The 18,663-nt window shown below is 47.3% G+C and carries 16 protein-coding genes, 1 rRNA gene and 1 riboswitch; of the genes, 13 read left to right on the top strand and 4 right to left on the bottom strand.

Annotated elements, in window-relative coordinates; genetic code table 11:
* A 5S ribosomal RNA gene (gene rrf / locus G9G57_RS26480) occupies positions 1–77 on the top strand; the annotation flags it as partial.
* A 187-nt stretch (positions 78–264) separates the two neighbouring features.
* Here rrf and G9G57_RS23160 read toward each other — a convergent pair.
* The gene (locus tag G9G57_RS23160; RefSeq protein WP_013369026.1) at positions 265–423 is read right to left on the bottom strand and encodes a hypothetical protein; all 159 of its coding nucleotides are present in this window, start codon (positions 421–423) and stop codon (positions 265–267) included.
* 294 nt (positions 424–717) lie between these two features.
* On the opposite strand from G9G57_RS23160, the gene G9G57_RS23155 reads away from it, so the two are divergent.
* The 5 genes from G9G57_RS23155 (at position 718) to G9G57_RS23135 (ending at position 6,949) form a co-directional block, all read left to right on the top strand.
* The gene (locus G9G57_RS23155; protein WP_044787813.1) at positions 718–2,049 is read left to right on the top strand and encodes an extracellular solute-binding protein; all 1,332 of its coding nucleotides are present in this window, start codon (positions 718–720) and stop codon (positions 2,047–2,049) included.
* A 178-nt stretch (positions 2,050–2,227) separates the two neighbouring features.
* Positions 2,228–3,118, top strand: coding sequence for a carbohydrate ABC transporter permease (locus G9G57_RS23150; RefSeq protein WP_044787812.1), 891 nt, complete (start codon positions 2,228–2,230; stop codon positions 3,116–3,118).
* Between the two features lie 5 nt (positions 3,119–3,123).
* The gene (locus G9G57_RS23145) at positions 3,124–3,957 is read left to right on the top strand and encodes a carbohydrate ABC transporter permease (protein WP_371317264.1); all 834 of its coding nucleotides are present in this window, start codon (positions 3,124–3,126) and stop codon (positions 3,955–3,957) included.
* 30 nt (positions 3,958–3,987) lie between these two features.
* Complete coding sequence (locus G9G57_RS23140; protein WP_164965601.1) at positions 3,988–5,784, top strand: sensor histidine kinase; 1,797 nt, start codon at positions 3,988–3,990, stop codon at positions 5,782–5,784.
* Positions 5,765–6,949, top strand: a complete 1,185-nt coding sequence (locus G9G57_RS23135) for a response regulator (RefSeq protein ID WP_019685899.1) — start codon at positions 5,765–5,767, stop codon at positions 6,947–6,949. Before G9G57_RS23140 ends, G9G57_RS23135 begins: the two co-directional genes overlap by 20 nt.
* Before the next feature lie 72 nt (positions 6,950–7,021).
* Here the strand turns inward: G9G57_RS23135 and G9G57_RS23130 are convergent, their stop codons facing one another.
* On the bottom strand, positions 7,022–7,927 hold the full coding sequence (locus tag G9G57_RS23130) for a LysR family transcriptional regulator (protein WP_025363805.1): 906 nt from the start codon (positions 7,925–7,927) through the stop codon (positions 7,022–7,024).
* A 161-nt stretch (positions 7,928–8,088) separates the two neighbouring features.
* Here G9G57_RS23130 and G9G57_RS23125 point away from each other — a divergent pair, with 161 nt between their 5' ends.
* From G9G57_RS23125 to G9G57_RS23100, 6 genes are all read left to right on the top strand, one after another.
* Positions 8,089–8,679 carry a UbiX family flavin prenyltransferase gene (locus tag G9G57_RS23125; RefSeq protein ID WP_164965600.1) on the top strand — a complete coding sequence of 197 codons (591 nt, stop codon included), beginning with the start codon at positions 8,089–8,091 and terminating at the stop codon, positions 8,677–8,679.
* A gap of 28 nt (positions 8,680–8,707) precedes the next feature.
* Positions 8,708–10,126 (top strand): non-oxidative hydroxyarylic acid decarboxylases subunit C, encoded by a 1,419-nt coding sequence (locus tag G9G57_RS23120; protein ID WP_164965599.1) that lies wholly within the window; start codon positions 8,708–8,710, stop codon positions 10,124–10,126.
* A gap of 41 nt (positions 10,127–10,167) precedes the next feature.
* Positions 10,168–10,392, top strand: coding sequence for a non-oxidative hydroxyarylic acid decarboxylases subunit D (locus G9G57_RS23115; protein ID WP_016818874.1), 225 nt, complete (start codon positions 10,168–10,170; stop codon positions 10,390–10,392).
* Positions 10,393–10,463: 71 nt separating this feature from the next.
* Positions 10,464–10,925, top strand: a complete 462-nt coding sequence (locus G9G57_RS23110) for a hypothetical protein (protein WP_017427170.1) — start codon at positions 10,464–10,466, stop codon at positions 10,923–10,925.
* A 163-nt stretch (positions 10,926–11,088) separates the two neighbouring features.
* Entirely contained in the window at positions 11,089–12,249 is a 1,161-nt protein-coding gene (locus G9G57_RS23105) for a serine hydrolase domain-containing protein (protein ID WP_017427171.1), read from the top strand.
* 172 nt (positions 12,250–12,421) lie between these two features.
* On the top strand, positions 12,422–14,758 hold the full coding sequence (locus tag G9G57_RS23100; protein ID WP_026065438.1) for an Ig-like domain-containing protein: 2,337 nt from the start codon (positions 12,422–12,424) through the stop codon (positions 14,756–14,758).
* Positions 14,759–14,838: 80 nt separating this feature from the next.
* On the opposite strand, the gene sdaAA is transcribed toward G9G57_RS23100, so the two are convergent.
* Both sdaAA and sdaAB read right to left on the bottom strand, forming a co-directional pair.
* The gene (gene sdaAA, locus G9G57_RS23095; protein ID WP_016818870.1) at positions 14,839–15,738 is read right to left on the bottom strand and encodes an L-serine ammonia-lyase, iron-sulfur-dependent, subunit alpha; all 900 of its coding nucleotides are present in this window, start codon (positions 15,736–15,738) and stop codon (positions 14,839–14,841) included.
* On the bottom strand, positions 15,728–16,417 hold the full coding sequence (gene sdaAB, locus G9G57_RS23090) for an L-serine ammonia-lyase, iron-sulfur-dependent subunit beta (protein ID WP_016818869.1): 690 nt from the start codon (positions 16,415–16,417) through the stop codon (positions 15,728–15,730). Before sdaAB ends, sdaAA begins: the two co-directional genes overlap by 11 nt.
* Positions 16,418–16,628: 211 nt before the next feature.
* Positions 16,629–16,743, bottom strand: a riboswitch (glycine riboswitch).
* 214 nt (positions 16,744–16,957) lie between these two features.
* Between sdaAB and G9G57_RS23085 the strand changes: the two genes are divergently transcribed.
* Complete coding sequence (locus tag G9G57_RS23085) at positions 16,958–18,562, top strand: DUF6359 domain-containing protein (RefSeq protein WP_044787806.1); 1,605 nt, start codon at positions 16,958–16,960, stop codon at positions 18,560–18,562.
* Positions 18,563–18,663 lie beyond the last annotated feature (101 nt).

The raw sequence follows: 18,663 nt of genomic DNA, 5'->3' as shown, positions 1-18,663 counted from the left end.
CGAACACGACCGTTAAGCCCTCCAGCGCCGATGGTACTTGGACCGCAGGGTCCTGGGAGAGTAGGACGTTGCCAAGCTACAAGTAAAGAGGACCATGATCTTACTGAGATCATGGTCCTCTTTTGTATAACCGATTTATTTATCGGTCACCTGAACGGCTCATGCCATGCCTTTGGTTAGAAGTACTACAATACTCTGGTTGCTCCTTGTACAGTACTGCCTGACGTGCTGTTTCAACTGAGATCCAGTATTAACTGTGGGATGTTAATCTATTTCAACCTGTTCTGCCTGGAGGGCACTTAAGGCTTGAAGTTTACGGGTAATTTCCTTTTGCCACTTTGTATCTCCGACTTGTACGGCAAGATTGAGAAGATCCAAATAATCATCGATATGCAGGGAGGTTTTACTAAAAGCTTCTTTCACTGCGGTCCTGCCTCCTTTAAAGTCTATGTGTATTTATCATTTAATAATGATAATCATTATCAAATAAAGATCTTATTCATATTATGCCTGTCTTCTAGATAAATTGCAAGTTATGATATGAATGAATTTTGAAGCACGCAAATGAGGGCTTAAAAAAACAAACCCTTCTCCTTAAGTTCACGCATTGTTCACGTCTTTTCTATGTAACATAATGAAAAGAACAAGCGGGCATTGAGTGTCCACCGACTAGGAGGATAAATTGCGCAATGCTTCAACCAGAGGAGGAAAAGGAACATGAGCAGAGTAAAAATGAAAGCGTTTGCCGTTGTGGCGGCGGGCGCCTTGGCATTGACGCTGGCAGCTTGTAATAACGGACAAAGCGCAAGTCCGGGAAATTCAGGGGAAAAGGGTGGAGGCAATGTAACGAAGAATGTGACGATTACCTTTCAAAACATCAATCCTGATCCGAGCACCCCTTCATACAAAATGATAAAGCAGATTGTAAGTCAATACGAGCAGAATCATCCTCATGTCAAAATTGAATTGGATTCGCTAAATACAGATCAGCAAAAGCTCAAACTGAAAACACAAGCAGCAGCGAAGGAAGTACCAGATATTACGATTGTAAATCCGGCTGCACAGATGAAGCCATTCGTAGATGCTGGGTTACTGGCACCATTAAATGATGTAGCTGATAAAGAGGGGTTAAAAGATACGTTTCAGGATGGCCTTCTTAACTACTATAGCTTCGATGATAAGCTTTACGCTTTTCCGGATGGTAACAATATAGAAGTGGTCTTTTACAATAAAGAACTGTTCGAGCAGGCGGGAATTCAAAAGTTGCCGACCACCTTTGATGAGCTGATAACAACGGTGAAGACACTGAAGGCAAAGGGAATTACTCCAATTGCTATTGGGGAAAAGGATTCATGGACCGGTTCCCTCCTTTTTATGAATATTCTGTTGCGTACAAATGAAGGACCAAACTTCCTCAATGATGTGCTGGATGGCAAAAAGACGTTTAACGACCCGGCTTTTGTGGAAGCTGTGGATGCATTTCAGGAATTAGTGCAGGCCGGGGCTTTCCCGGATGGAGCTACATCTATTGACTATAATGCAGGCGGTAATATTTTTAAAACAGGGAAAGCTGCGATGTATATTATGGGCACCTGGGAAACAGGTTCTATTGATGCCTCCCCAGTAGCGGGTAAGGTCGGAGCGTTTCAATTTCCTACGGTGAATGGCAAAGGGAATGTGAATGAGTATGTCATTGCGCCGGGTAGCGCGTTTGCGGTATCTGCGAATAGTGAACATTTACAGGAGACGAAGGACTTTCTGCACTATTTTATTACAGAGATGCCCAAGATTCAGTTTGATCTGAAGAATGCAATTGGCAGCGGTCAGAAAATGAAAGGCGATCTGAAGGAAGCGGGTTATTCCGAGTTAGCCATTAGTCTCAATGAGCTGTTCAAAAATGTAAAAGGAGGGGACCTTGCTTTTGATAATACGATGAATCCGGCTATTGCACAGGCGCATCTAAGTAGCATTCAAAACCTGTTTGTACAACAAGAAGACTCTGCGCAAGTTGCGAAGGAACATCAGAACACTTTTGAAGCGAATAAATAATTGAGAATTTTGCAAACATCCAATAGGTGACTTCCAATGAAGAATGTATAGATCGAAATGGCCTAGTTCGTCTAGATATTGCACTTTGGAGCGACTGGAATCGAATTTTGCGAAATCCTGGAGTAGCAGACTTGAGGGGAGGGAGCGAAAGTTCCCTCAACACAAAGGAGATTAGAGCATGAATGTACTGAAGGTGCCGGCACGCACGATTGCCGTTTTCGTGCTGCCCTGCCTGTTGCTGTATACCTGTATGGTATTTGTTCCGATTTTGGTATCTGTGTATTGCGGGTTGCTGGATTGGAACGGGATTGCAGAGGCGAAGTTTGTGGGGCTGACTAATTTTAAGCGTATTTTCACAGCCGATCCAGTGTTCTGGCCGTCCGTGAAGCGAACGATGATGTTCGCTGTATTTTCTATGCTGGAAATCCCGCTTTGTCTACTGCTGGCCATTTTACTCAATCGCTATGTGCGTAGGGCAAATACATTGGTAACGATGTATTTTTTGCCGGTCATTCTATCGGTGGTTATTATTGGCCAGTTGTGGAAAACGATCTATAATCCGGCCTCGATGGGTGGGATGCTGAACGGTATATTGATGGCGGTCGGACTGGAAAGCTGGACACGCTCTTGGCTGACAGAACCGCAGATAGCAATGTATGCTCTATATTTTGTATCGTTGTGGCAATATTTTGGCTACCATTTGCTTATCCAGTTTACTGGGGTACAAAACATACCCAATGAGCTGTATGAAGCAGCTAAAATTGATGGGGCAGAAGGATTCAAAGCAGACCGTTACATTACGTTGCCGCTCATTGTGCCTATTTTCAAAATATCTATTGTATTAGCCTTTATCGGGTCCTTGCAATCGTTTGATTTGATCTGGGTGATGACGGGTGGAGGACCAGCCCATGCGACGGATACAGTATCTACGTATATGTACAATATGTCCTTTTTATCTATGAAATACGGGTATGGCAGTGCATTGGCTTCGTTTCTCGTAGTAATCTGCTTGTCATTTACAATTGTGATAAATTTTGTTTTCAAACGAATCGAAAATAAGGTAAGCTAAAGGGGATGGGACTGTTGAACGCTTTGAAAAAAATGGGGGTTTTCTCCCTGTTGGCCGTCTTAGTGGTCACCCAGCTGTATCCACTCTTTTGGCTGCTGACCTATTCGTTGAAGACGAATGAAGAGATATTAAGTTCAAGCTTCTTTGCACTCCCTCAAGTGCCCCAGTGGCACAACTACCAGGAAGCCTATGAATCAGGGAGTTACTTGCGTTATTTAGGAAACAGTGTGCTGGTGACCGGGGTTACAATGATTTTTGTCATTGTATTAAGCTCGATGACTGCTTATGCAATAACACGTTTTCGCTGGCGTTTCGGGGCTGTTGTGCTGACATTGTTTTTGGTCGGTATGATGATCCCCATGCAAGCTACACTGCTACCGCTGATGGTGATGTTTAAAAACGTCCATATTCTGAATACGTATTTCTCGCTGATTTTACCCTACATTGCTTTTCAGACACCGATTGCGGTCTTCATCCTATCCGGCTTTATGCGGTCCATTCCCCACGAAATTGAAGAATCCGCCTACATTGACGGAGCGAGCATCTATCGTATCTTCCGCAGTGTAATCTTACCCATCTCGATTCCGCCTATCATGACAGTGTGTATTTTAACCTTCATTAATATTTGGAATGAATACATTATGGCTGCCACCTTTATCTCGTCCGAAAAGCTAAAAACGCTCCCTTTCGGCGTATATACGTTCGTCAGCCAGTATTCTGTGAATTATGGCAACATTGGTGCTTTTTTAGTCATGGGGGCCTTACCAGTCATTATTATTTATTTTGTCCTGTCCGAAAAAATCACCAAGGGCATGGTTGCAGGAGCGGTTAAAGGATAGGCGGCCGATGCGAAAGGAGCGCACAGAGGTATGATGCGCCGTTTTCAATCCATTCAATACCGCTTGTTTGTTCTGTTCCTATTGAGCATGTCCAGCATTGTGCTGGCGGTCAGTCTATTATTTTACAACCGTACTACGGTGCAGTTCCATGATAAGATCAGTGAGCTTGCGCGTAAAAATGTATCTCAGACAGCAGGTCTGTTCGAATTGCTGCTCGACAGCTATAACAGTCTCTCCAAGTCGATCAGCAACAATATGGATTTGGTTCGTCTGCTGACGACAGATCATAGTGATTTACCTGCTGTCAATTACATCAACGAACGTACGATTACGAATATCCTTGGAGCCATCTACTATTCGCGCGAGGATCTAATCGGCATTCATGTCATCACAGACACAGGCAAGGTATACAATTATGGGAATTATATGAATGTCATTGATACTCATTACGAGCATACGGAATGGTACAGGGAAATTCGAAGGTCGGCAGGCAAAATTGCATGGCTGGGTGTTTATCCTCACTCTGTCATCGACCAAGTGGAAACCAGGCCTGTGTTTGCATTTGGACGGCAGCTCTATGATCTGGATGAACACAAGCCGATTGGTATTGTTCTATTTGAGGCTGAACCGCGTTCAATATTGTCCGCTCTCCACAATTTACGGCTGAGCACTAATAGTCAGGTCTATCTGTTGGGCCATGAAAATCGAATTGTATCGGCTACTTCTTCTGATCCACCACCAGATTCGCGAAATCTAGAGCCACAGGTCCCGGAGGAGGATGTAATTGTAGATCGGAATAATGAGAAAGTTGTAATCGCTTCCAAACTTCCGTTTGCCGATTGGTCGGTGATTAGTGTGACACCCAGCGAGGATCTGAATGTGGAACTGGCTCAAACTCAAAGGTACTTATTTATCGTGGCACCTATACTCATTATGGTATCGGCGTTAATTGCGTCTATCGTCTCCAGGGGCATCTCCCTTCCGCTCAAACGAGTTATTCGGGAAATGAAACGGGTAGAGACAGGCAATTTCCGCCACACGGTAAACATCGAATCCTATGAAGAAATCAACCAGTTGGCTACCTCTTTCAACCATATGGTAAGGCAGATTGCAGAACTGATTGAGTTGGTGCGTATATCATCGGTCAGCGAGAAAAATGCGGAGCTACACGCTCTGCAGACGCAGGTTAATCCACATTTTCTATACAATACGCTGGATATGATCTATTGGATGCTGGATGAAAAGGGGCAGGATCAGCTCGGTGAGGTGGTTCTCTCCTTATCCCATATGTTCCGTTACAGCAGTCACTGGGAAGAGGGAGCTGATGTGAGCCTTCGGGAAGAAGTAGAGCAGGTCGGTCACTACCTCACCATTATCCAGGCTCGGCTGGAGGGCAGGGTATCTGTTGACGTCCACATTGAAGAACGATGGCTGGATATCCGTTTACCTAAAATGACCTTACAGCCGTTGATTGAAAATGCGGTGAAACATGGGCTGGAGCCTCTTCATGCAGATACAGGTGGCACACTGCTCGTCAGAGCGGAGGAGTATGGCGGTGTATTGAGCCTGCACATCATCGACAACGGTGTAGGGATGGAATATGAACGATGGGGGGTGGTCCAGGTCGCTTTGGCAGAACCCGGCAAACAGGCGGGCAGCGGGCAGGCGGGAGGCATCGGCCTGCAAAACCTAAATTTACGGCTACGGCACATGTTCGGAGAAGAGTACGGCCTACGGATCTCCAGCGCACCAGGGGCCGGAACGACAGTCACTGTAAGTGTGCCTCTGCCACAGAAGGAGGAGAAACATGAATATTCTGATAGCTGACGATGAGAATATGATTCGACAGGGGATTCGGCGTACTATTGGCCAAGCACTACCAACCTGCGGCATTCATCTCGCTGCTTCCACCGAGGAAGCAGCAGGCATTCTGGCGGAGCATCCTGTAGATATTGTGTTAACTGATATCCTGATGCCCGGTATGGATGGTCTGGAATTCATGCGTATTTCCAAGCGAAAGCATCCTCATCTGCAGTGGGTTGTCATTTCGGCCCATTCCGACTTCCAATATGCGCAAAGAGCAGTAAAGCTGGGTGCCAAAGACTACCTGTTAAAGCCGATCGGTAAAAAGAAGCTACTGGAATGCATTGAAGTGTTAGCAGCCGAAGCCCTTGTGGCCTCGCAACAGGCAAACGAGGGCAGGCTTCTTAAATCCAATATGGTTTATTTGCGTGAAGCTGTTTTCCAGCGTTATGCACTCGGATTGGATACAGGTAAGCTGGATATACAGCCCTTCGTCGAAAATTATCCAGAATTCCATCTTTTTATGGTTCGCATGGAACCTGACCACAAGCAGACGCATTTGGAGCATTTTATGATTGAAAATGTACTGTCCGAGCTCATTGAGGCTGGAGGCAGCGGCTTTGTCGTTAGTCTAGACCGCCATAGTCTGCTGGGGATTGCAAGGCTAAGGGATGAAGCAGAGGCTGCACGGCTAGAGACGTTGCTTGAATCCCATTTGAAGCGTTATGTCAGAGTGCCTCTGCAAATTACACGTTCAGGTGTTCACCACAATTTCTCATCCATACCTGAAGAGGTAGCGCGACTAAGACGAACACCAGAGGAGATTGCAGCCGCAGCAGCGGATACAGGAGAATGCCTCCGCAAGGGCATGCATACGGTTGATGTAGCATTGCAATATATCCGGGCTCATTTTACAGAGGAGCTGTCACTTGAAAAAGTGGCCTCAATCGTATTTTTAAATCCGGTGTATTTCAGCCAGTTATTCAAGCAAAAGACGGGACAAGGCTATAAGGATTACGTTATTTCCTTGCGTATGGAAGAGGCAAAGCGGCTGCTAAATGATCCTCATCTACGGCTGGCTGATATTTCCGAGCGGATTGGATATCAAGATATGAGGCATTTTACACAGGTATTTCGGCGCAAATGTGGAATGACTCCGACCGAGTATCGGCATCAAGGAGTTAAATAAGTTGGTATCAACGAGCGAATGAAGGAAGTTCATACAGCATCAGACTGTTTCAGGAGTAGAGCGGTAGAGCATCTACTCGGGAACAGTCTTTTTCGTGTCTCCAGCTTGTAGCAGTTCAACAAATTTGCGAGCTGCATTGGATAAATAACGATCCTTGCGCCATACGACGGCAGGCTGTGTGAAAGGGAATGGCTCCTTAATGGAGAGTGTGCGAAATCTGTCCCCGTATTCTTGTCCCAAGCCAGCGTCTGGAATAATGGTAATTCCCATGCCTGTGGAAACGAGCGAGAGAATGGTCGATATTTCTGGACAGTCCAATACGACGCGCGGAATAAGATGGTGTTCCTGAAATTTGCGGATGACGGTTTCGTATAGTCCGTATCCTTCTGTTCGGCGTCCCAACAAGAGGTCATAGCTGGCAGCTTCCTGTAATGTAATTTCCCCACTGGGATGGCGATCTGCCCATTCACACGGAAGAACCGCAACAAAAGAAACGCCCTCCAGTTCAATCGTATGGTACGATTTGTCGTCTACCGGAAGCAGCAGCAGGGCCAGATCGACTTTATTTTGATGCAGCAGCTCTTCCAGATGATGTGTGTCTCCGTGTCCTATTTTAACGTATACCTCTGGATAAACCTGATGAAAGTGACTGAGTTGTTCAGTAATCAGAGACATACAGGCGGATGACGTGCCTATGGCAAGTGTGCCGGTTACTCTGTTTTCAAACTCCCCAATTTCTCTACAGGTGTCCTCCATTTCAGCCAATAATCGTTTGGCGCGTGTATACAGTGTATATCCGGCCTCGGTAACTTCCCACTTCTTTCCTTCACGGTAAATCAGCTTTACACCAAGCTCGTCCTCCATATTTTTGAGTTGTTGACTCAGTGGAGGCTGGGCCATGTTGAGCGTTCTGGCGGCCTTGGTGATTTGCCCTTCCTCCACGATGACGCAAAAGTATTGCAGATGCTTCAAGTCCACTGGGGATTCCTCCTCATTTCTAAACAACGCTTCGATTTAAATACTTTTAAAGTATGCATTACATATATTATATATATTTTTCGTGTGCAGGGAACGGGCGTATAATTTTTGACAGTAATGCATGGGTGAACATAAAACGATGGGATGGAAGGAGGGGACATATGAAGAAAATCATTGTAGGAATATCGGGAGCGACAGGGTCAATCTTTGGTATCCGTATATTGCAAAAATTACGGGAGGCTGGAGTCCAAAGCCATCTGGTGCTATCCCCGTGGGCTATTGCCAACATTCCCTATGAGACAGGCTACACGGTGAAGGATGTGGAGGCAATGGCGGATGCAGTCTACTCGTATAAGGATCAGGCCGCACGTATTTCTAGCGGCTCCTTCCGGGTAGATGGTATGGTCGTCGCTCCTTGCAGTATGAAGACTCTTGCCTCTATTCGTATCGGTATGGCGGACAACCTGCTTACCCGATCAGCGGATGTGATACTGAAGGAGCGAAAGAAGCTGCTGCTCATGACCAGAGAAACACCATTAAGCAGTATCCATCTGGAAAATATGCTGGAGCTGTCACGTATGGGCGTGATGATCCTGCCGCCGATGCCTGCCTTTTATAATCATCCTGGAAGTATCGAGGAATTAGTGGATCATATTGTTTTTCGCGCATTGGATCAGTTCGGTATTGTCACAACCGCAGCCAAACGCTGGGATGGGATGAAGCAGAATGACTCCAGGCTGCACCAGAATTGAGAAATCGAAAGACGAAGGAGAATGAATGATGGCTTATAAAGACTTTCGCGATTTTCTACACACCTTGGAAAAGGAGGGACAATTACTCACGATCAGCGATGAGGTAAAGCCGGAGCCGGACCTCGCAGCAGCTAACAGAGCATTAAACAATCTTGGAGATAAGACGCCTGCTCTCTTTTTCAACGACATCTATGGATATACGGATGCTCGTATTGCAATGAATGTGATGGGCTCCTGGCCCAATCATGCCCTCATGATGGGAATGCCCAAAAATACGCCGCTCAAGGAGCAGTTTTTTGAATTTGCCAGACGCTATGAACAATTTCCGGTGCCCGTGAAGCGGGAAGAAGCCGCTCCTTTTCATGAATTCGAAATTACGGAGAATATTAATTTGTTTGATATTTTGCCGTTGTTTCGTTTGAATCAGGGGGACGGAGGGTTTTATTTGGATAAAGCAATTCTAATTTCACGCGATCTGGATGACCCGGACACCTACGGTAAGCAAAATGTCGGCTTATACCGGATGCAGGTGAAAGGCAAGAACCGTTTGGGCATCCAGCCTGTACCACAGCATGATATTGCGATCCATATCCGTCAGGCTGAGGAGCGTGGCGAAAATCTGAAGGTGGCTATTGCCCTCGGATGTGAGCCTGTGATTACAACGGCTGCTTCTACGCCGCTGCTGTACGATCAATCCGAATATGAGATGGCGGGCGCCATTCAGGGCGAGCCTTATCGTGTGGTCAAAGCGAAGGATGCAGATCTGGATCTGCCTTGGGGAGCCGAGGTCATTTTGGAAGGCGAAGTGTTAGCAGGTGAACGTGAGTATGAAGGTCCATTCGGTGAATTCACAGGTCACTATTCCGGCGGTCGCGCGATGCCAGTCATTCAGATTAATCGTGTATATCACCGCAAACAGCCTATCTTTGAGCATCTGTACATCGGGATGCCTTGGACGGAAACGGATTATATGATCGGTGTGAATACAAGTGTACCGTTGTTTCAGCAGCTTAAGGATGCTTTTCCTAATGAAATCGTAGCTGTTAATGCCATGTATACGCATGGGCTGGTCGCTATTATTTCCACGAAAACCCGGTATGGCGGCTTCGCGAAGGCTGTGGGAATGCGTGCGTTAACGACTCCGCATGGATTGGGGTATTGCAAGCTGGTGATTGTGGTGGACGAGGAGGTCGATCCGTTCAATCTGCCGCAAGTCATGTGGGCTTTATCCACCAAGCTTCATCCAAAGCATGATGCTGTCATTGTTCCTGGCTTGTCTATTTTACCGCTTGACCCCGGCTCTGATCCGGCAGGTATGACGCACAAAATGATACTGGATGCGACGACACCTGTAGCACCGGATATTAGAGGCCATTACTCGCAGCCGCTCGATTCCCCGCTGGGTGTAGCGGAATGGGAGAAAAAGTTGAGCCAAATGCTTCGCTAAATATTTTTAAAAACAAAGAAAAATTAAAGGAGTGCTGACAGATGCATATTTGTCCCCGTTGTGAGTCCAATCGTTCAGAAGTCGTTTCCCATTCGCCGGTTAAAGGTGCCTGGGAGGTTTTGTTATGCCCTGTATGCCTGTTCACATGGCGAACCTCAGAACCGGATAGCATTACTGATCCAGCAAAGTATAAATCGGCATTCAAGGTAAACCCCCAAGATATTCCGGATGCTGCTCATGTTCCTCCTATTCCAGAGCGGATATAGGGTCGTTCGTAAGTAGCCGTAATTTATGGTATTTTGAAGTTATAGGCCAAATGTAAAGGGGATTATACTTCATGCAGACGCCAAGGATCGGTAAGGAACTGTTCACGCTGCTGAACGGCAAGGAGTTGGAGCACAAGCAACAGGAAGCAATGATGCTGTTGACGGTTACGGAAGATCAGTGGCCGCACATAGCAATGATTAGCGTGGGTGAGATTGTAGCGCTGGACGAGGAAAATTTACGTCTGGCACTGTGGCCCGGTACGACCACGACTGGCAACATAATCCGTACGGGGAAGGCGACGCTTGCGATCTTCACCGGCGGGCAGGCGCATTATGTGCGGTTGTCGCTGGAACATCTGTCCGCTTTGCGTGAAGCCAAGCATGTGCGTGAGCGATTTGCGGCACGGGTTTTCGCAGCTAGAGAAGATTCGGCTCAATATGCGGATATCTTGACAGGTGTCACAATTCGCCTCAAGGAGCCGGAATCGGTGATCAATCGCTGGAAAGAGACGGTGGCAGAGTTGTTGGTATAAAGCTATCTGATTATGACAAATCATCTTTGTAATTACCAAGTTTACCGTTAAAATAGATGCAAGGGAATAAGCGCTTACAAGGAGTCAGGTTGAGCTTGTTGGAACAGGAATTAGAGCGTGAGGGGAAGCTTGTTTCTTTTGAAGGAAAATAGGAGGGATGAAAATGTCTCGTTTTGACAAGGTAGATCAGCTATTGCAACAATTCTTAGCGAATGGACCGGCAGGGTGTGGTTGTGCCATTGCACAAAATGGCCAAGTGTTGTATGAAGGATATCATGGATATGCTGATGTGGAAACTCGGAAACCGATTACTGAAGATACCGTGTATCGCTTGTTTTCCATGACAAAGGTTGTTGTATGTGCGGCTGCCCTTATGCTGTACGAACGCGGACAATTTTTATTGAATGAGCCTTTGTGTGAATATTTACCTGAGTATCGCGATTCGTATGTATTCAAAACTGCTCCTAACGGATACACCTACGTTGACAAGGCGGATAACCCTATTTTAATTAAGCATATATTCAATATGAGTGCGGGGCTTCCTTATGCTTCCGAGTTTTCAGAAACAGGAAAAGCTATGCACAAGGTCATTACAGCTTTAAAGGAAAAGCAAGGAAAATATGACCTGCGTACAGAAATTAAAGCGCTTTCTAAAGTTCCGCTTGCATTTGAACCGGGAACACGATGGTTATACGGATATGGACATGATCTTGTTGCAGGTCTAATTGAAGTCATTTCAGGTAAATCATTAGGACAATTTTTGAAGGATGAAATCTTTGATCCACTTGGAATGAACAATACAGGTTACCGTTATCGTGGAGATATTGAATCGCGGATGGCCTCCATGTATCAACGGACAGACGCCGGAAAACTTGAAAAAATTGAAGGTTTCTTGGATGAACATCATCAGCCAGATGCTATATATGAAGGTGGAGGCGCAGGCTTATATTCGACGGTCAAAGAATACCTGACATTTTCACAAATGTTGTCAAATGGCGGCATGGTAGACGGTGTGAGGCTATTGGGGAGAAAAACCATTGATTTAATGCGCACAAATCATCTGAGTACAGCCCAACTATCGGATTTCACCAATTCATACCATACAGGTTATGGCTATGGACTGGGCGTGCGTACGTTAATGGATAAAGCGGCTGGTCATGCAAACAGCTCGATAGGGGAATTTGGCTGGACGGGAATGGCAGGCACATGGGTTTCTATAGATCCGAGCGAACAGTTCTCCGTCGTTTATATGCATCAGCTTGATCCCAATATGGAAGAGTATCACCATTTGAGAATACGTGCAGCAGCTTATAGCTGTTTGTAAAAGTAAGGGTATATTTAACGATTTGATCTTCGGTAATACCGATTCTAGTTAATAAGGACCAAATTTTCTTTAAAGTCTAAACTATTCTTTTCCATATGACGACATAAAACGTAGGTGTAGGGATTTTGCGAAATCCTTAATTTTTAGCATTGAAATGGGAGGGAATTAGATTTTGAAGAATAGATGGTCCGGATTTCTGGCGTTGGTCATCCTGATTTCAAGTTTTACATCATATGCAGGGTTTGCATTTGCAGCAGATGCAGTGCTTTCCAAGATTGTCCTTTCCTCTAACGAGGTAACTTTGCAGCAGGGAGATACGGCTGCGCTGACGGCTACGGCTGTTTTTAGCGATGGGACGACCTCGAATGTAACCGTAAGCACGGATTGGAAAAGTGATAATACAGCTATCGCTACAGTGTATAACGGTACGGTTTCAGCCAAAGCTGAAGGGGAAGCGACCGTGGTAGCGACCTATAAAGAGAAGGTACAATCGGTTCAGGTACATGTTACGAAAAAGGTTAAGGCGCTGACATCCAATGTACAAAGCCTGAACTTACGTTCGAGCGGCACAGGACAGATTGATTTGACAGCGACTTATAGTGATAATACGACAGCTCAGGTTTCAGGTGATGCGACCTGGACCTCGGATAACCAAAAGGTAGCGACTGTAGTCAACGGATTGGTTACTGCTCAGGGAGCAGGTACAGCTAATATTAAGGCTGTTTATGGTCAACAGACTGTAACGATTGCTGTACAGGTAGAGCAGGTTAAACGTCTCGATGTCAGTTCATCAGAGGTTTCTCTTTTGTTGAAGGATACAGAGAAGGTTAAATTGACAGCAACGTTCCCGGATGGATCGGTACAGGACGTGACAGAGTCTGCTGAGTGGAGCTCCAGCAATGCAGCTGTGGCAGATGTACTGAAAGGCACTATTACCGGCTATAGCGCGGGTAAGGCGACGATCACAGGTAAATATGGCACGATGTCCGCTACGATTGCGGTGGATGTAGATCAGACGAATAAGCTGAAAGCCAGCGAAACCAATATTTTTCTCCGTTTGGATGAATCTAAAAAAATTCAGGTATCTGCTGTCTACCCGGATGGAACAGTAACGGATATCACAGATAAAGCTACTTGGGCATCAAGCGATGAAAAAGTTGCAACGGTGAATAAAGGAACGATTATGGCCATTGGAGCGGGTTCAGCTACAGTGACTGCTAAGTATGGAGATAAGACAGTTTCGATCAAGACAGATGTCGAAACCTCTAGATTTCTGGATTTGAGCGAGGACAAGCTGAGCTTGAACGCCAAGGAATCCAAAAAGCTCAAGCTGACTGCAACGTACGTAACAGGTACGGAAGAAGATATCACAAGTAAGGCAGAGTGGAAATCCAGCAATGAAGATATCGCTTTTGTCAGCGCGGGGGAAGTCACAGGTTATAAAACAGGTGAGGCTACGATCACAGCTTCTTATGGCGGCAAAACAGCTACAGCTACAGTATCCGTAAATGTGCCTGGTGATCTGTCTTTGTCTTCCAAAACGGCAACGATTGATATTAATGAGGACTATACTGCAACTCTGACGGCTACTTATGCGGATGGACGCAAGGAAGACGTGACACAGGATGCGGAGTGGGCTTCAAGCGCGGAAGATATTGCTTCTGTGTCCAAAGGAACGATTACGGGTAAAGCAGCCGGTAAAGCGGTTATTACAGCGACCTATAACGGCAAAAAACTGACAATAAACGTACAAGTGGGCCTTGTGGACCGTCTGGAAACAGACTCGCGCGTGATTGCGCTTGGTGCTCAGGAAACAAAGCAGCTGAAAGTAACAGGCGTTAAGAGTGGTGGCACAAAAACAGACGTAACCAAGGACGCCACTTGGACTACTAGTAATGTAAAAGTAGTTGAAGTTAGCGAAGGTTTGATTAAAGCGAATGCAAGCGGTAAGGCAACGGTCACTGCTTCATATGGCAAGCAAACCATTACGTTTACGGTAGAAGTGGACGTAGCGCAAAAGATTGAAGCGGATGCCATTGCGTTATCACTAAAATCCGGGGATCAAAAAACGATTGCGATTGTAGTTAAATCCAGTGATGGCAAAGAAAAGGATGTTACAACCCAAGCTGAATGGAAAACGTCCAACTATAAGGTAGCCACCGTCAAAAAGGGTCAGGTTACCGCGGTCAGCTACGGTAAGGCTAACATTCAGGCGAAGTTTGGCGGTAAGGTGATCAGCGTACCTGTTGATGTTGATACGCTTAAATACCTGCAAACGGACGAAGTCGCCTTGACTTTGAAGGCAGGGCAGCTGGCCAAGGTTACGGCTACAGCCACGTATAAGGATGAGTCGGAGAAGGATGTTTCCAAACCTGCTGTCTGGTCCTCGTCCAGAATTATTGTTGCGACCGTCAAAGACGGCAACATTAAGGCACAGGGCAAGGGCAAAGCTGTAATTACAGTGAAATATGCAGGTAAAATGACGAAGGTACAGGTAACCGTTCAGTAATCTGTTAAAATGAAAAGAAAAAGAGCAAGCATACGTCTAGAGACGATATGCTTGCTCTTTTCTTTTTTGAAGCTTAGAAGCTACGATTTATTCTTCTTGGTTGATGTGTTGCGTGTCAGTGATTCGGTCAAACGCTTGCCAGTGGGTGTCTGGGCCAAGCCGCCTTTGGCGGTCTCGCGGTGCTTCGACGGCATCGCGCTGCCGACTTCAAGCATCACGTCGATGACTTCGTCAGACGGAATGGCGCTGCGCACACCCGCCAAAGCCATATCCGCCGCGGCAAGCGCAGTCACGGCTCCCAGTCCGTTGCGCACGATGCAAGGAATCTCCACGAGTCCAGCGACGGGGTCGCAAATCAGGCCGAGCGTGTTCTTAAGAGCGAGGCCTACGGCGTGAACGGCCTGCTCAGGTGTGCCACCGCGTAGCTCCACCATCGCGCCAGCGGCCATCCCGATGGCTGAGCCAATCTCAGCCTGACAGCCTCCCTCCGCGCCGGAAATGAAGGAATTGTTGGCGATGACGTAGCCAATGGCTCCGGCTGCGAACAAGCCGTGCACCATATGCTCATCATCCCAGCCGAATCGCTCCTGCGCACTAATGAACACACCGGGGATGACTCCACAAGAGCCAGCAGTGGGCGTAGCCACAATACGCCCCATGGATGCATTAACCTCCGACACGGATAGCGCATAAGCCATGGCGAGTGCAGAGGCGTCGCCGGAGCAGGTTTCCCCTGCCCGCAGATACTCGGCCAGACGCTTGCCATCACCGCCCGTTAATCCACTGCGGGATACGGTGTCTTGTGTCTGACCACGATGAACGGCCTCCTTCATGACTTCATAATAATCAGACATTTGGCGGAAGATTTCTTCTTCCGTTGTATTCGTCTCTTGTACCTGCTCTTGAATCATCAGGCGGCCAATCGTGGTGGATTCCTCCGCGCATATGGCGCTGATTTCATGCAGATGGCTAAATCGCATCAGATTCAGCTCCTTTTTTCAAATTAATCATTTTAATTTCGTACATATGTGGTAAGGATCGTAGTTTTGCGATCAGTTCAGCCGTAGGAGGACTGTCCGTTTCGATGGCGGTAAGTGCTTCTCCATCTCGGCCTTTGCGATCCACATGCATATAGGCAATGTTAATGTCGGCAGCGCCGAGTGCTGAAGTCACCGCACCTAATGTGCCGGGCTTATCCGAGTGAAGAAGCACCAACGTAGCCAGCTCCCCGGTCAGGTTGACTCGGAATTCGTTGAGCTGCTGGACATGGATGCTGCCGCCGCCGATGGAGGAGCCCAGCAGTGTGCGCTGATCCTCACCCTTCCACAGTTCAAAACGGACGGTATTTGGATGGGGCGCGGGTAGTCCGCTGACGGCAAACTCCACGGCCATTCCAGCCTGCTCCGCCCATTGCTCGGCATCTGGAATTCGGTGGTCGTCTGTATCGTAATTGAGCAGGCCTGCGATGAGTGCTAGGTCTGTACCGTGTCCTTTGTAGGTGTCGGCGAAGGAGCCGTACAGTGTCATGCGGGCACGGTCCGGCTGCATCCCGAGCCAGTGACGGGCAACGCGTGCAAGCCGCACCGCGCCTGCAGTGTGTGAACTGGAAGGTCCGGTCATGGCCGGACCGATAATGGAAAATACATCTTTGAAACGCATGGTGTGGCCCCCTGTATGTTCTAGTACCATAGTATATGGTATTTCCGCGTTTGTGCGCAGCTATGACGGTTCCTAATGCTGACGTACAATGTGAGCGCAAAAAAGGACAGGATAAGGAAGTTTCCCTTATCTCTGTCCTCGTTACCTGAGAGTTTCGTGCGGTGTACTTACCGCCTTACCCCTTGGGTGGCTTGCGCTCTCTCCAGAGTTGCGTCAGATGACGATACATGGACCTGAGAGATTATCCGCCAGCCGGGTGCTGACGTCTTGCTCCTTCGGTGCCGCCAGCGTGTAAGCCCCTGGACAGACTCTCCCGTCATCTTCATTCGCGTATACCGTTCTACATATCTTTCTTAGCGTAATGTATGCCGTGCTCGGTGTCAATCGCAGGTTTCAATTTTTACATAAACAGGCGAGTTTCCGATAAAAAAGATTAAAATTTACATAATTATGGATGAAATCAGGAAGGAATTAGAAGATTGACAGCTAATCTGATAGAGGACAAGTACATTTATGGAATTATAGGAGGGATATTGACGTATGGTAAAAGGCTTGCGGTTCACAGGTTCACGCTTGAAAGGGGTGCTGCATCTAGCAGCGATCGTATCGCTGTTGATTGGGATCCTCGTTCCATTCGGTCAGGTCAAGGCAGAGGGAGCATTGACAGTAGACGAAGCACTTCAGCGCCAAGGCAGTGGAGGTACAGTGACGGTGGAAGGCTACATCGTCGGACATGCTACCGGATCGAAAACAGCTAATTTTTCTGCTCCGTTTGCGAATGATTTTAACGTACTGATTGCCGACCAGGCCAATGAACGTAGCACGTCTAATCTATTGGATGTGCAGCTGACATCTGCGTACAGAGGGCAATTTGGGTTAACAGGTCATCCTGAACTGGTCGGCAGCAAAATTCGCGTGACAGGTACGCTTGGTGCCTACAATAATTTTGGTGGAGTAAAAAGTCCAAGCGCTGTGGAACTGGTGAGTGGAAGCGAGCCGGGGGAACCAGGTGAACCTGACGAACCTGAACCTGGCAACCCGGGTCAACCCGGTACTACACTGCCGGATGGAAAAGGCAAAAAGGTGCTGTTCGATAATACGCACGCACAGACGGCTGGTGCAGCAGATTGGGTCATTGAAGGCGCCTTCTCCGACTTTGCCAATGGATTACGTAATGTAGGCTTTACTGTGGATCAATTGAACCGCCCTATTCCTTTTACTTATGGAGAACAGGCCATAACCTATGATAAGCTGCGCCAATATGATGTGTTCATCATCGGTGAAGCGAATGTGGCCTTTAAGGCATCCGAGCAGGCTGCCCTGCTGCAATATGTGAATAACGGGGGAAGTGTCTTCTTCATCTCCGACCATTATAATGCCGACCGTAACAAAAACCGTTGGGATTCCTCCGAGGTTATGAATGGCTACCGTCGTGGAGCCTATACTAATCCGGCCAAAGGCATGACTGCAGAAGAAGCTGCATCGCCGGCGATGCAAGGATTAACAAGCTCCGATTGGCTGGCGACCAACTTTGGTGTTCGTTTCCGTTACAATGCGCTTGGCGATGTAAATGCTACGGACATCGTAGCCGCAGATCAATCCTTCGGCATTACCAAGGGTGTACGCTCGATTGCCATGCATGCGGGATCTACGCTGGCTATTATTGATCCTACCAAAGCCAAAGGAATTGCCTATATCCCGACAGGTACAAAAAAATGGGGCAATGCAGTAGACCAAGGAGTCTATAACGGCGGAGGCCGTGCGGAAGGTCCTTATGCTGCGATCTCCAAGGTGGGTCAAGGCAAGGCAGCATTTATCGGTGATTCTTCCCCTGTAGAAGATGCTACTCCGAAATATGCGCGTGAGGAAAACGGACAGTCGAAAAAGACATATGATGGTTTTAAGGAAGTAGACGATGCCACCTTCCTAGTGCAAACGGTTCAATGGCTTGCGTGGAAGCAGGACTACACGAAATTATCCGATGTGGCAGGTTTAACGCTGGATCAACCGACGAAGCTGTTGCCGTTTGAAGAGCCTGCGGCTTCCACAGAACCGCAACCGGAGCCTTGGTCTGCTCCAGCAGCAGGCTACAAATGGTACGATCCAAGAACGTTCAAGTCAGGCTCCTATGGAGCGGCTTCGTAATAAACGCAAAAAATTTAGTGTAAGTGGTTGGTCGCTAGTTAGCCGTTTGGTCCTCTGTAGGGGATCAAACGGCTTTTTTGTGATGAAAATTAACCTGTGGT

It is taken from the genome of Paenibacillus sp. EKM211P (assembly GCF_011066175.1).
Lineage (GTDB): Bacteria > Bacillota > Bacilli > Paenibacillales > Paenibacillaceae > Paenibacillus > Paenibacillus polymyxa.
This window is presented reverse-complemented; position numbering and strand designations above follow the sequence as displayed.